12 protein-coding genes are annotated in these 12807 nt (G+C 62.1%); 5 read left to right on the top strand and 7 right to left on the bottom strand.

Features of this window, described 5'->3' with window-relative positions:
- Nucleotides 1-11: 11 nt before the first annotated feature.
- Both cobS and AC0NIH_RS07500 read right to left on the bottom strand, forming a co-directional pair.
- Nucleotides 12-998 carry a cobaltochelatase subunit CobS gene (cobS, locus tag AC0NIH_RS07505; RefSeq protein WP_473463130.1) on the bottom strand — a complete coding sequence of 329 codons (987 nt, stop codon included), beginning with the start codon at nt 996-998 and terminating at the stop codon, nt 12-14.
- 123 nt (nt 999-1121) lie between these two features.
- Complete coding sequence (locus AC0NIH_RS07500; protein ID WP_032927598.1) at nt 1122-1751, bottom strand: J domain-containing protein; 630 nt, start codon at nt 1749-1751, stop codon at nt 1122-1124.
- Nucleotides 1752-1932: 181 nt separating this feature from the next.
- Here AC0NIH_RS07500 and AC0NIH_RS07495 point away from each other — a divergent pair, with 181 nt between their 5' ends.
- On the top strand, nt 1933-2235 hold the full coding sequence (locus tag AC0NIH_RS07495; protein WP_473463127.1) for a BolA family protein: 303 nt from the start codon (nt 1933-1935) through the stop codon (nt 2233-2235).
- A gap of 24 nt (nt 2236-2259) precedes the next feature.
- Here the strand turns inward: AC0NIH_RS07495 and AC0NIH_RS07490 are convergent, their stop codons facing one another.
- Both AC0NIH_RS07490 and AC0NIH_RS07485 read right to left on the bottom strand, forming a co-directional pair.
- Nucleotides 2260-3813, bottom strand: coding sequence for an acetolactate synthase large subunit (locus tag AC0NIH_RS07490; RefSeq protein ID WP_473463125.1), 1554 nt, complete (start codon nt 3811-3813; stop codon nt 2260-2262).
- A gap of 120 nt (nt 3814-3933) precedes the next feature.
- Nucleotides 3934-4740 carry an alpha/beta hydrolase gene (locus AC0NIH_RS07485; protein WP_473463123.1) on the bottom strand — a complete coding sequence of 269 codons (807 nt, stop codon included), beginning with the start codon at nt 4738-4740 and terminating at the stop codon, nt 3934-3936.
- Nucleotides 4741-4919: 179 nt separating this feature from the next.
- Between AC0NIH_RS07485 and AC0NIH_RS07480 the strand changes: the two genes are divergently transcribed.
- From AC0NIH_RS07480 to AC0NIH_RS07470, 3 genes are read left to right on the top strand one after another with little or no spacing between them, the layout of a single operon-like run.
- On the top strand, nt 4920-6869 hold the full coding sequence (locus AC0NIH_RS07480) for a PrkA family serine protein kinase (protein ID WP_023763843.1): 1950 nt from the start codon (nt 4920-4922) through the stop codon (nt 6867-6869).
- Between the two features lie 19 nt (nt 6870-6888).
- Entirely contained in the window at nt 6889-8199 is a 1311-nt protein-coding gene (locus AC0NIH_RS07475) for a YeaH/YhbH family protein (protein WP_287271385.1), read from the top strand.
- Between the two features lie 10 nt (nt 8200-8209).
- The gene (locus tag AC0NIH_RS07470) at nt 8210-9754 is read left to right on the top strand and encodes a SpoVR family protein (RefSeq protein ID WP_023763841.1); all 1545 of its coding nucleotides are present in this window, start codon (nt 8210-8212) and stop codon (nt 9752-9754) included.
- Nucleotides 9755-9787: 33 nt separating this feature from the next.
- On the opposite strand, the gene AC0NIH_RS07465 is transcribed toward AC0NIH_RS07470, so the two are convergent.
- Genes AC0NIH_RS07465 through AC0NIH_RS07455 form a run of 3 tightly spaced genes read right to left on the bottom strand, consistent with a single transcriptional unit; the run spans nt 9788 to nt 12430 of the window.
- Nucleotides 9788-10684 carry an HlyC/CorC family transporter gene (locus AC0NIH_RS07465; protein WP_224730062.1) on the bottom strand — a complete coding sequence of 299 codons (897 nt, stop codon included), beginning with the start codon at nt 10682-10684 and terminating at the stop codon, nt 9788-9790.
- Between the two features lies 1 nt (nt 10685).
- Nucleotides 10686-11822 carry a 3-dehydroquinate synthase gene (gene aroB / locus AC0NIH_RS07460; protein ID WP_023763839.1) on the bottom strand — a complete coding sequence of 379 codons (1137 nt, stop codon included), beginning with the start codon at nt 11820-11822 and terminating at the stop codon, nt 10686-10688.
- Nucleotides 11819-12430, bottom strand: a complete 612-nt coding sequence (locus AC0NIH_RS07455; protein WP_473463121.1) for a shikimate kinase — start codon at nt 12428-12430, stop codon at nt 11819-11821. Before AC0NIH_RS07455 ends, aroB begins: the two co-directional genes overlap by 4 nt.
- A 217-nt stretch (nt 12431-12647) precedes the next feature.
- Here AC0NIH_RS07455 and AC0NIH_RS07450 point away from each other — a divergent pair, with 217 nt between their 5' ends.
- Nucleotides 12648-12800: a hypothetical protein gene (locus AC0NIH_RS07450; RefSeq protein WP_013892767.1), complete on the top strand. Its 153-nt coding sequence runs from the start codon at nt 12648-12650 to the stop codon at nt 12798-12800.
- Nucleotides 12801-12807: the final 7 nt, after the last annotated feature.

Raw genomic sequence — 12807 nt, 5'->3', positions numbered from 1 at the left:
CGAGACTCTGCTTAGCCCAGCACCACGTTGGCGGCGCTCTCCGGCAGATCCTCGCCGAAGGCGCGCTGGTAGAACTCGGCCACCACCGAACGCTCCAGTTCGTCGCACTTGTTGAGGAAGGTCAGCCGGAACGCCATGCCGATATTGCCGAAGATCTCGGCATTCTCGGCCCAGGTGATGACGGTACGCGGGCTCATCACGGTCGACAGATCGCCATTGATGAAGGCCGAACGCGTCATGTCGGCGACGCGCACCATCTTGTTGACGATGTCCTTGCCCTTGCCGTCGCGATAGTGCTTGGCCTTGGCCAGCACGATGTTCACTTCATTGTCGTGCGGCAGATAGTTCAGCGTGGTGACGATCGACCAGCGGTCCATCTGCGCCTGGTTGATCTGCTGCGTGCCGTGATAAAGGCCGGTGGTGTCGCCGAGGCCCACCGTGTTGGCGGTCGAGAACAGCCGGAACGCCGGATGCGGACGGATGACCCGGCTCTGATCGAGCAGCGTCAGGCGGCCCGACGATTCCAGGACGCGCTGGATGACGAACATCACGTCCGGGCGGCCGGCGTCATATTCGTCGAAGCAGAGCGCGACATTGTGCTGGTAGGCCCATGGCAGGATGCCGTCGCGGAATTCGGTGATCTGCAACCCGTCCTTGACGACGATGGCGTCCTTGCCGACCAGGTCGATACGGCTGACATGGCTGTCGAGGTTGACGCGCACGCAGGGCCAGTTGAGCCGGGCGGCGACCTGTTCGATATGGGTCGACTTGCCGGTGCCGTGATAGCCCGAGACCATGACGCGGCGGTTGTAGGCGAAGCCGGCAAGGATAGCCAAAGTGGTCGCCTCGTCGAACAGATAGTCCGGATCGATATCCGGCACATGTTCGCTGGTTACCGAATAGGCCGGCACCACCATCTTGGAGTCGAAGCCGAACTTGTCCTTCACCGAGACCGTCGTGTCGGGCAGGTTGGCGATGTCGCGATCGACCTTGTTCATATCTCTCAACGTCTCCACGGGCGAAACGTCCCGTTTCGCCGGCAATCGATTTTGTTCGGGGGCGGTCTTAAAGCCTTTTCCACCCTTATGAAAGTTGGAAAACGACACAAACCGTAGGGTCGCTCAGCACAGGCCCGCCTGTTTGAGCACGCGATAGGCCTGCAGCACATCGCGGAACCGGTCTTCCGAACCTCTGTCGCCGCCATTCGCATCCGGATGGTGACGCTTCACCAGTTCCTTATAGCGCGCCTTGATATCCTTGCCAGTCGCCTTTGTATCAAGGCCAAGCGTTTCCAGCGCCTTGGCCTCAAGCGGCTTGGCCTTGCGCTCGCGCGCCTCGCGCGGATCCTTCGGCCCCTTGAACAGGTCGAACGGGTCGCGCATGCGGTTGTAATAGCCAGCGCGGCCGGAGCGCATCTGCGCCATGTCGGGCGAAGACCGCGTCGAGGCGCCGTTGACGCCCATCTTCCAGGTCGGCCGGTGGCCGGTCATGGCTTCCTTCTGGAAGCGCGCGACCTCGGTGTCCGGCACGCCGGAGAAGTAGTTGAAGCCCTTGTTGTACTCGCGCACATGGTCGAAGCAGAAGCGGAAATACTCGCCCTCCTTCATGCGCCCGACCGGCGCGCGATGGGTCCCCGCCTCCTTGCAGCCGTCCCACTGGCAAATCGGCGAATGCGACTTCAGCTCCGCGTCCTTGTCAGGGCGGACGCGAATCTTCTCGAAATATTTGGGATACGGCTTCATCTTACCCATTTATGGGGCGTTCGCAGATGCGAAACAAGAATTGACATTTTCGCGATCATCGCCCTAACCGCTGAATCGCGGCATAAAGCAGGCGAATGGCGGATTTTGTTGCGCGGCAGCGGCCCCCTCTGAACCGGTTTGCGGGTTTTCACGCTGGCGCGCCAGTCAAATGTGGTGAACGGAGACGGCGATGTCCATACAGGCGACCATGGAAGACAAGCTCAACAAGGCATTTTCGCCGGAGCGGCTGGTGATCATCAACGAAAGCCATCTCCATGCCGGCCACCATCATGACGGCTCCGACCATCACGGCACTTATGACGGCACCGGCGAAACGCATTTTCGCGTCCGTGTCGTCGCGTCCGCCTTTGCCGGCATGAACCGCATCGACCGCCACCGCGCCGTCAACGAACTGCTCGCCGACGAGTTGAAGGCCGGCGTGCACGCGCTGGCGATCGAACCGGCGGCTCCCGGCGAAAAGATGCGCTGGTAAGTCAGCCGGCCCTGCGACAGGCGCTCAGAGCACCGCCTCGATGAGGAACGGCCCGCGTCGCGACAAGGCACTGTCCAGAAGCGCATCAAACTGTTCGCAGGTCTCGGCGCGCGCGGCCTCCACGCCCATGCCCTTGGCCAGCGAAACCCAGTCCAGCGCGGGATGGTCGAGGTCGAGCATGCGCCTGGCGTTCTCGCCGATCGCCCCGACGCCGACATTCTTCATCTCGCCATGCAGGATGGCGTAGGTGCGGTTGGAAAAGACGATCGTCACCACATCGAGATTTTCCCGGGCCTGCGTCCACAGCCCCTGCACCGTGTACATGCCGCTGCCATCGGCCTCCAGATTGATCACCTTGCGGTCGGGACAGGCGATCGCCGCCCCGGTCGCCATCGGAATGCCGCCGCCGATCGCCCCGCCTGTGCCCATCATGTAGTCGTGCGGTGCGGCAAAGGCCGACAGCGCGAAGAAACGCCGCGCCGAGGTGACCGCTTCATCGCAGACGATCGCATTGTCGGGCAGCTTGCGCGCCACTGACAGCGCGATGGCATCGTCCGTCAGTCCGCCGTTCGGCGTTGCTTCGTCCGGGAAAGCCGTCGCCGATATCGTCTGCTGCGATGGCTTGATGCCGAGTTCCTCGCGAAGCGCTCCCAGAGCCGCATGGAGATCGTCGCCATGGGCGGCGAGCGTCAGCACCTGACAGTCTTCGCGGACCAGCCGTCCGGGCTTTCCCGGATAGGCGAAGAAGGCGACCGGCTCCTTGCCGCCGACCAGCACCAGGACGTCGATGTCCTTGAGCAGCGCCGTCGCCGCATCGACAGGATAGGGGATGCGGGTCGGCGCCACGCGCCCGCGTCCGCGCTGCAGCCGCGCGATCAAGACCTCGCTCAGCAGCCGGACACCGCCAGCGGTGGAAATCTGGCCGGCGATGTCGAGCGCATCGGCGCGCGCCGCGCGGCCACGAACGATCATGCCGACGCGGCCCGGTTTGGCCCGGACCGCTGCCGCCACCGCGCGCACGGCGTCCTTGTCGACGGGTGGTGGTGGCGAAAGAACGACTTTGCCTGGCGCGGCCGGGTTGGCACCACCCCAAGCGGTATCGGCCGGCAGGATCAGCGTGGTGACGCCGGGCGGCGTGAGCGAAGCGCGGAACGCCGCCTCCGTGGCGGGTTGTACATCGGCTGGTCCCGAGATGCGGCGGACCCAATTGGACATCGGTGCCGCGAGGCCCTCGATGTCGCTGGTCAGCGGCGCATCAAGCGGCAAATGGTAGGAGGCATGGTCGCCGACGATGTTGATCATCGGGCTCAGCGCACGCCGGGCATTGTGCATGTTGGCCAGCCCATTGGCCAGACCGGGCCCAGTGTGCAGCAAAGTCGCGGCAGGACGGTCGGTCATGCGCGCATAGCCGTCGGCGGCACCGGTCACCACGCCTTCGAACAGGCCGAGCACGCAACGCATCCGCGGTTTGCGGTCAAGCGCGGCGACGAAATGCATTTCGGATGTGCCGGGATTGGCGAAACAGACCGTCACGTCATTGGCCAAAAGCACATCGCACAGGACATCGGCGCCATTCATGCAATTTTTCTCCCCATTCACGAACACAAATAGCACTCGCCGATGGCCGCACGGCAATATCCCGCCGTCGCTTTTGGTCTGATCCAGTGCAGCTGACGCCTGCCCCTCGTTAAGGTGAGATCAGCCGACCGTCGACTTCAGGAATGCGAGCGCGGCGACAGTCAGCGCGTCGCCGTCCTCGCCGAAATCGCGATTGATCGACATATGCGTATAGGCGCTGCCGTCAAACAGCGTGACCTTGGTACCGGTGGCGCGCAAGCGCTCGGCAAAGGCTTTCGACTCCTCGCCGCGACCTTCGGCGCGAGAATAGGCGATGAAGGTCGGCGGGTGGTTGCGGCCCTCGACATAGTTGGCCGGCGACAATGCCGCCCATTGCGATGGATCGGAAAACACCCGGGCATAGGCCCGCACCATGCCGCCATTTTTCTCAAGCCTGGTGAGATCATAGGCTCTGGTATCGTCGAGAAGCAGCCCGGCGACGCCTGGCAGCCCGCCGCGCATTCCCGTCAGCGCAATCAGATGGCAGCCGGCCGAATGCCCCATGCCGACGATCCGCTTGGGATCGCCGCCATGCCCGGCAATGTTGGCCCTGACATAGGCATAGGCCTTTTCGACATCGCTGGCCTGGGTGGCGACATCCGCCTGCGGCAGCATGCGATAATCGATGGAAACGAAACAGAACCCATTGGCGAGCAGGAAAGCCGCCTTTGCACCCACCTGGCTGCGTTTGCCGAACTGCCAGGCCCCGCCATGGACGAAAAACACCACCGGCAGGTTTTTCGCGCCATCCGGCGCGTAGATGTCGAGCTTGGCCGGGCCGTAATCGAAGGTCGTTGGCACGAGTTGGGGCTCGCACAAACCCGCCGACACACGCAGTGGCAGCAGCGCCGCCATCGAAGCCAGAACAAAGCTTCGTCGATCGATCATCGTGCTCCCACCACCATCAACCATAATCCTCAGCAAACGTCCAAACGCGCGGGGCGGCATCCCGGTTTCATGGCCAAATACGCATACTCGCCTTGATGTGAAGGGAACAACAATGCGTCCCGGCAGTTGAATAGGTGACGAGCCGTCCGGCAGCCAAAACGGCTCTGAGGGCAACCATCATGCGCGAGAATCAGTCCGACATCTTCGATCTGTTTTCGGAGATTTATGCCAATGCGGCTCAGGAAGAGATCAGCCTCCAGCAATATCTCCTGGCCTGCCGCGAAGACAAGTCGATGTATGCCTCCGCCCCCGAGCGGATGGTCGAGGCAATCGGCGAGCCGAACCTGGTCGACACCAGCAAGGATGAACGGCTCGGCCGCATTTTTTCGAACCGCACCGTCAAGGTCTATCCATCCTTCTCCGAGTTCTACGGGATGGAGGATACGATCGAGCGCATCGCCGGATATTTCCGCTATGCCTCCCAGGGATTGGAGGAGCGCAAGCAGATCCTCTATCTTCTCGGCCCCGTCGGCGGCGGCAAATCCTCTCTTGCCGAACGGCTGAAGAAACTGATGGAGGAACGGCCGATCTACACGCTGAAGGTCGGCAGCCAGATCAGTCCGATTTTCGAATCGCCGCTCGGCCTTTTCAATCCCGACCGCATGGGCGACCTGCTGGAAGACAAATACGGGATAGCCCGGCGCCGTCTCAACGGACTCATCTCGCCCTGGGCGGCCAAGCGGCTCGATGAGCTGTCCGGCGATATTTCCAAGTTCAGTGTCGTCAAGCTGATGCCGTCGCGGCTGCGCCAGATCGCCATCGCCAAGACAGAGCCCGGCGACGAGAACAACCAGGACGTCTCGGCCTTGGTCGGCAAGGTCGACATCAGGCAATTGGAAAATTTCAGCCAGTCCGATCCGGACGCCTATTCCTACAGCGGCGGCCTGAACCGGACCACGCAAGGCCTGCTCGAATTCGTCGAGATGTTCAAGGCGCCGATCAAGGTCCTGCACCCGCTGCTCACGGCGACCCAGGAAGGCAGCTACAATGGCACTGAGAATTTCGGCGCCTTCCCTTATCAAGGCATCATCATTGCCCATTCCAACGAATCGGAGTGGCAGCAGTTCAAGAACAACAAAAACAACGAGGCCTTTCTGGACCGCATCCTCGTGGTCAAGGTGCCATATTGCCTGCGGATCACCGAAGAGAGGCATATTTACGAGAAATTGCTGCGCGAGAGCGAACTGGCCGGCAGCCCCTGCGCACCTGAAGTGCTGGACATTCTCAGCCGGTTCACCGTCTCGACTCGCCTTGCCGAGCACGACAATTCGCCGCTCTATACCAAGATGCGCGCCTATGACGGTGAAAACCTCAAGGAGGTCGATCCCAGGGCCAAGTCCGTTCAGGAGTATCGCGACGCAGCCGGCGTCGACGAGGGCATGACCGGCGTAAGCACGCGCTTCGCCTTCAAAATCCTGTCCCAGACGTTCAACTACGACACCAACGAGGTCGCGGCGGACCCGGTGCACCTGATGTACATCCTGGAAGAGGCGATCAAGCGCGAGCAGTTCCCGAAGGAAACGGAAGCCGCCTATCTCGAATTCATCAAGTCGGAACTCGCGACCCGCTATGCCGAGTTCATCGGCCACGAAATCCAGAAGGCCTATCTGGAGTCGTACAGCGAATACGGCCAGAACCTTTTCGACCGCTACATCGCCTATGCCGACGCCTGGATCGAGGATCAGGACTACAAGGACCCCGATACCGGCCAGATCCTCGACCGCGAGATCCTGGACAAGGAACTGTCGCAGGTCGAAAAGCCGGCCGGCATCGCCAATCCCAAGGACTTCCGCAACGAAGTGGTCAAATTCACCTTGCGCGCCCGGGCGCGCAACCATGGCCGCAATCCGTCATGGACCAGCTATGAGAAGCTGCGTGAAGTGATCGAGAAGCGGATGTTCGGCCAGGTTGAAGATCTCCTGCCGGTGATCAGTTTCGGCTCCAAACAGGACAGCGTCACGGAAAAACGCCACAATGAATTCGTGCAGCGCATGGTGCAACGTGGTTACACCGAGCGGCAGGTGCGCCGGCTTGTCGACTGGTACATGCGTGTGAACAAGGCGGGTTGAGGCAGGCCCGGACGCTTCCATGCCGATCTTTATCGACAGACGCCTGAATCCGAAGGACAAAAGCCTGGGCAACCGCCAGCGGTTTCTGAAGCGCGCGCGGGAGGAACTCAAGCGAAATATCCGCGACCAGGTCCGCGCCGGCCGCATCGCCGAGGTTGACCGGGAGCATGCCGTGCCCATGCCCCGCAAAGGCACCAGCGAGCCGGTCTTCAGCGATGCCAGGGACAGCGGCCGGCGCCAGCACATCTTGCCTGGCAACAGAACTTACATTTCCGGAGATCTGATCCCAAAGCCAGGCCTGGGAGGCGTGGGCTCTTCGTCTCCGGGAAACAGCGAATCCGAAGACGATTTTCGTTTCATGTTGTCACGCGAGGAGGTTCTCGATCTTTTCTTCGAGGACCTTGAACTGCCCGATCTGGTCAAGCTCAATCTCAAGCAGATATTGACGTTCAAGCCGAAGCGGGCGGGCTTCAGCGCCAGCGGCTCGCCGACCAACATCAATGTCGGCCGCACGATGCGCAACAGCCATGGTCGCCGCATTGCGCTCCGGCGTCCCAAACAGGCGCAATTGGATGAGATCGCCCGCCAGCTTGCACTGCTCGAAGCGCAACCCCCGAACGCGGCGAGGCGCGAACGCATCGCTGCCCTGCGCGAAGAACTCGATTTGATGGAGCGTCGTCGCCGGCGAATTTCCTATGTCGACCCGGTCGACATCCGCTTCAACCGGTTCGACCCCCAGCCGCAGCCCAATGCCAGCGCCGTCATGTTTTGCCTGATGGATGTGTCGGGATCGATGGGGGAGCGCGAAAAGGATCTGGCCAAACGCTTCTTCGTGCTGCTCCACCTGTTCCTGACGCGGCGTTATGAGCGGACGGACATCGTTTTCATTCGCCACACCCACGAGGCCCAGGAGGTCGACGAGCAGACGTTCTTCTACCATACCCAGAGCGGCGGCACGGTCGTTTCCACGGCGCTCGAGGAAATGCACCGCATCATCGAACAGCGCTATCCCCCGACGGAATGGAACATCTATGCCGCCCAGGCCTCCGACGGCGACAATTTCGCCACCGATTCCGAACGCTGCATCGAGCTGCTCGGCGGCAAGCTGATGCGGTTGTGCCAGTATTTCGCCTATGTGGAGATCATCGACGAGCGCGAAAGCCATATTTTTGGGTCGACCGAAAATGGCACCTCGCTTTGGCGCGCCTACAGCGCCATCGAGCAGAAATGGCCGAATTTCCAGATGCGGCGCATCGCATCCCCAGCGGATATCTACCCCGTCTTTCGCCAGCTCTTCGCCAGGCAGCCGGCGATGCATGCGAGCGCGTGAGGTCTGTCGGATGGCTAGCCAAGCCGGCAAATCCAGGTTGCTTTTCTCAGGGTCCGACTGGGACTTCAAGACACTGTCGCGAGCCTATGACGAGATCGAGGCAATCGCGATCGATCAGCTTCACCTCGACACCTACCCGGTGCAGATGGAGGTCATTTCCTCGCAGCAGATGCTCGACGCCTACTCCTCGGTCGGCATGCCGCTGATGTACCGGCATTGGTCGTTCGGTAAGCATTTCCTGTACAACGAGCTTCTCTACCGCAAAGGCGGACGCGGTCTGGCTTATGAGCTGGTCATCAATTCCGATCCCTGCATCGTCTACCTGATGGAAGAAAACACCATGGCCCTGCAAGCCTTGGTGACGGCCCATGCGGCACTCGGACACAACCATTTCTTCAAGAACAATCACCTTTTCCGCCAGTGGACCGACGCAGGCGGAATCCTGAGCTATCTGGATTTCGCGAAAGGCTACATTGCCCGGTGCGAGGAGCGTTACGGCCTCGCCGCCGTGGAAGCGGTTCTCGATTCGGCTCACGCGCTGATGGAGCAAGGCGTGTTCCGATACCACCGGCCGCCGAAACTCTCGTCGGAGCAGCAACGCGAAGGCCTACGCGAACGTCTCGAATACGAGGAGCGCTCCTACAATGATCTGTGGCGGACGCTGCCTCCGGTGCAGGGCGCCGACAACGCCGAAGCCGGGGAAGAAGTCTTGGCCGAACGGAAAAAATCGCTGAGCCTGCCCCAGGAGAACCTGCTCTATTTCCTGGAAAAGAACAGCCTCGTCCTGGAACCTTGGCAACGCGAGATCCTCCGCATCGTCCGGGTCATCGCACAGTATTTCTACCCGCAGCGGCAAACCCAGGTCATGAATGAGGGTTGCGCCACTTTCGTCCACTATACCTTGATGAACATGTTGTTCGATCGTGGCCGGATCAATGAAGGCACCATGCTCGAAATCCTGCGCAATCACTCGAACGTGATCTTCCAGCCGTCCTTCGACGACCCACGGTTTTCCGGCATCAACCCCTATGCCCTCGGCCTTGACATGATGCAGGACATCCAGCGCATCTCGACCGAGCCGACGGCGGAAGACCGCGACTGGTTTCCCGACATTGCCGGCCGCGGCGACTGGCTCGAAACCTTGCTCGACGCCTGGGCCAATCACCGTGACGAATCCTTTATTCGCCAATATCTCAGCCCGACCCTGATCCGGAAATGGCGGCTCTTCGTGCTGGCCGACGGATCCGACCGACCGCACTACGAAGTCGCATCGATCCACGACGAGCGGGGCTACAACAAGATACGAGCCGCGCTGGCCCAAAACTATGATTGGGGCGCAAACCGGCCCGACATCCAGATCGTGGACGTGGACTTGCTCGGCGACCGGCATTTGCGACTGCAGCACAAGGTGAAGGACGGCGTCCTGCTCGACAATGAGAGCCGCGACGCAACACTTCGACACATCCGAAGCCTTTGGGGCTATGAGGTCAGCCTGGCGTCGGTCGATGCGGAAACAGACGCAACGCTCAGCGAACGCTGGACCAAGGACTGCTGAGCGCCGGACGGGATCCGTTTCAGCGCGACGCGCTTAAGTGTCGGCGGCAGGCCTGATCCTCAACCGGGCAATCCGGTTCTTGTCGCGTTTCATCACGGTGAATCGCTTGCCGTGGAAGGTGAAGGCCTGTTTTTCCTCGGGGATCGACTGCGTCTCGTGAATGACGAGGCCGGCAATGGTGGTCGCCTCCTCGTCGGGCAGGTTCCAATCGAGCGCCCGGTTCAGGTCGCGGATCGGCACCGTGCCCTCGACGACGACGGAACCGTCGGCTTCCTGCTTGACGCCATGGATGTCGACATCATGCTCGTCGGCGATCTCGCCGACGATCTCCTCGATGATATCCTCCAGCGTCACCAGCCCTTCGACCTCGCCATATTCGTCGACGACGACGGCAAAATGCGCCTTGCGGCGCAGGAAGGCGTTGAGCTGTTCCTGCAAGGTCGTGGTGTCCGGCACGAACCAGGGTTTCGAGGCGATCTTCATCACGTCGATCTTGGAAAAGTCGTTGCCGACTTCGTTCAACGCGCGCAGCAGGTCCTTGGCGTGCAGCACCCCGACAATGTTGTCGAGCGAGCCCTTCCATAAGGGCATGCGCGTGTGCGGGCTCTGCAGGATCTCGCGCACCACCGCTTCCGGCGCATTGTCGGCATTGACCGAGCGCATGTTGGTGCGGTGCACCATGACGTCGGAGACTTCGAGCTCCTCGAGATCGAACAGGCCGCCAATGCGATCACGATCCTCGCGCACCACCTGGCCGTCGCGGCGGAAATCGTCGACCGCACCGCGCAACTCGTCCTGGCTCGAGCGCTGCGGCTCGATGCGCGACAGCTCGTAGCCGAACATGGCAAGCAGGCGCGTGCGCACGGCAACGATCAGCAGGATGAGGATTGCAAGGACGGCGACGACGACCCAGCCCGTCTGGTTGCTCATCTCAGCCGGCTTTCCCGTTGGCCGGGTGGTTCTCCCGGAGGAACGACAGCACTTCCGAGGCCGGCACGTCCTTGGCGATGAAGGCCTGGCCGACGCCGCGCGTCAGGATGAAGGTCAGCGCGCCGCGCGACACCTTCTTGTCCTGGGTGATGAAGGCCAGCAGTGCCTCGGCGTCGGGCAGATCGCCGGGAATATCGGCCATGCGCCACGGCAGCCCGACGGCGCGCAGATGCGTCTCGACGCGGGCCGCGTCGTCGGGGCTGGCCAGATTGAGGCGTGAGGAGAACCGATGCGCCAGCGCCATGCCGATGGCGACCCCCTCGCCATGGACGAGGCGGGCGCCATCATACCGCGTGGCGGCTTCCAGCGCGTGGCCGAACGTATGGCCGAGATTGAGCAGCGCCCGGTCGCCGGTCTCGAACTCGTCGCGGGCGACGACGTCGGCCTTGGCGCGGCAGGCCTCGGCAATCGCCTGCGCCCTCTCCGGCCCGCCGGCGAACACCTGCCTCCAGTTTTCTTCCAGCCAGGCGAAGAATTGCGGCCGGTCGATCAGCCCGTATTTGGCGAGCTCGGCATAGCCGGCGCGGAATTCGCGGATCGGCAGCGTGTCGAGCACTTCAGTGTCGGCCAGCACCAGCTTCGGCTGATGGAAAACGCCGACGAGGTTCTTGCCGCGTGGACTGTTGATGCCGGTCTTGCCGCCGACGGAGGAATCGACCTGGGCCAGCAGCGAGGTCGGGATCTGCACGAAATTCATGCCGCGCCGCACGATGCCGGCGGCAAAACCGGCGAGGTCGCCGATGACGCCACCGCCAAGCGCGATGACGATGTCGCCACGCTCCAATCTGGCGGCCAGCACGCCGTCGACCACCTCTTCGAGATGGGCGAAGCTCTTGGTCTTCTCGCCGGGCGGCAGCGTGATGACGGCGGGCTGGATGCCGCCCTTTTCGAGCCCGGCCTTCAGCGCCTCGAGATGCACCGCCGCGACATTGGCGTCGGTGATGACGGCCGCGCGCGTGCCCGGCAGCCGGCGCGAGATCTCCTCACCCGCGCGAGACAGCAACCCTGAGCCGATGAGTATGTCGTAGGCCCGGTCGCCAAGCCCGACTTCGACGGTGACAGGCTGATCCACGCTCACGATTCGACCTCGCCTGTCGCGGCATTTTCCTCGATGCCGAAATGCCGGCAGAGCGCCTCCAGCACCTCGGCGGCGATGATTTCCTTGCGGTCGTCGCGGGTCGGCACGGTGACATCAGCGGTTGCGTAGACTGGATAGCGCTCGCCCATCAGCCGCTCCAGCACGGCACGGGGATCGGCGCTCTTCAACAGCGGCCGGTTCTGCTTCTTGGAGACGCGATCCATCAAGAGGTCGAGTTCGGCCTTCAGCCACACCGACACGCCATGCGTGGCGACGGCCTCGCGCGTCTGTGCGTTCATGAAGGCGCCGCCGCCCGTGGAGAGCACCTGCGGGCCATTTTCCAGCACGCGCAGGATGACACGCTGTTCCAGCGCCCTGAACTCGGTCTCGCCATAGCGCTCGAACAGCTCCGGCACGGTCATGCGCGAGACACTTTCGATCTCCTGGTCGCTGTCGATGAAGGGCAGCGAAAGCATCGTCGCCACCTTGCGGCCGATCGCCGTCTTGCCGGCGCCCATCAGACCGACAAAGACAATGGACCGGCTGCCCAGCCGGCCAAGCAGCGCGGCGCTGGTCTCGCCTGGCGGATTTGCGTGTAGCGCGTTCATGACACCATGACGGTTCCGGGGCCCTCTTTGCCGGCGTATCGACATGAAAAGCCCGTTTGCGTCAAGCATGCCGAGTAAAGGCAAGCCTATATCGGCCGAGGAATGCCTGCGTCAGAAGTTGCTAACAAGCCTCCGCTTCGTCCTTGAATTGGCCGGATTGGCGTCCCATAAGGGCACAGGGTTTGGAAACGCAGAACAAGAAGACGGGCGAAAATTGATGCCGACACTGTTTCGCTTTGTCGTGACCCTCGCGATTCTGGCCGGCATTGCCTATGGTACGATGTTCGCGCTGGTGATGTTCGTCGAGCCGAAAAAAGCGGAGATGAGCGTGCGCATCCCGTTGGAAAAGCTGAATCCCAAGAAGAACTGAGTCCCAA

Source organism: Mesorhizobium sp. WSM1386, from assembly GCF_055901595.1.
The sequence above is the reverse complement of the archived record's forward strand: the minus strand, read 5'-3'. Positions and strand labels throughout refer to the sequence as shown.

Coding starts and splice junctions, on each gene's coding strand:
- AC0NIH_RS07475 (WP_287271385.1), top strand. CDS start 6,889: ATGCCGATCTTTATCGACAGACGCCTGAATCCGAAGGACAAAAGCCTG.
- AC0NIH_RS07465 (WP_224730062.1), bottom strand. CDS start 10,684: ATGAGCAACCAGACGGGCTGGGTCGTCGTCGCCGTCCTTGCAATCCTC.
- cobS (WP_473463130.1), bottom strand. CDS start 998: ATGAACAAGGTCGATCGCGACATCGCCAACCTGCCCGACACGACGGTC.
- AC0NIH_RS07480 (WP_023763843.1), top strand. CDS start 4,920: ATGCGCGAGAATCAGTCCGACATCTTCGATCTGTTTTCGGAGATTTAT.
- AC0NIH_RS07500 (WP_032927598.1), bottom strand. CDS start 1,751: ATGGGTAAGATGAAGCCGTATCCCAAATATTTCGAGAAGATTCGCGTC.
- AC0NIH_RS07470 (WP_023763841.1), top strand. CDS start 8,210: ATGGCTAGCCAAGCCGGCAAATCCAGGTTGCTTTTCTCAGGGTCCGAC.
- AC0NIH_RS07490 (WP_473463125.1), bottom strand. CDS start 3,813: ATGAATGGCGCCGATGTCCTGTGCGATGTGCTTTTGGCCAATGACGTG.
- AC0NIH_RS07450 (WP_013892767.1), top strand. CDS start 12,648: ATGCCGACACTGTTTCGCTTTGTCGTGACCCTCGCGATTCTGGCCGGC.
- AC0NIH_RS07455 (WP_473463121.1), bottom strand. CDS start 12,430: ATGAACGCGCTACACGCAAATCCGCCAGGCGAGACCAGCGCCGCGCTG.
- AC0NIH_RS07495 (WP_473463127.1), top strand. CDS start 1,933: ATGTCCATACAGGCGACCATGGAAGACAAGCTCAACAAGGCATTTTCG.
- AC0NIH_RS07485 (WP_473463123.1), bottom strand. CDS start 4,740: ATGATCGATCGACGAAGCTTTGTTCTGGCTTCGATGGCGGCGCTGCTG.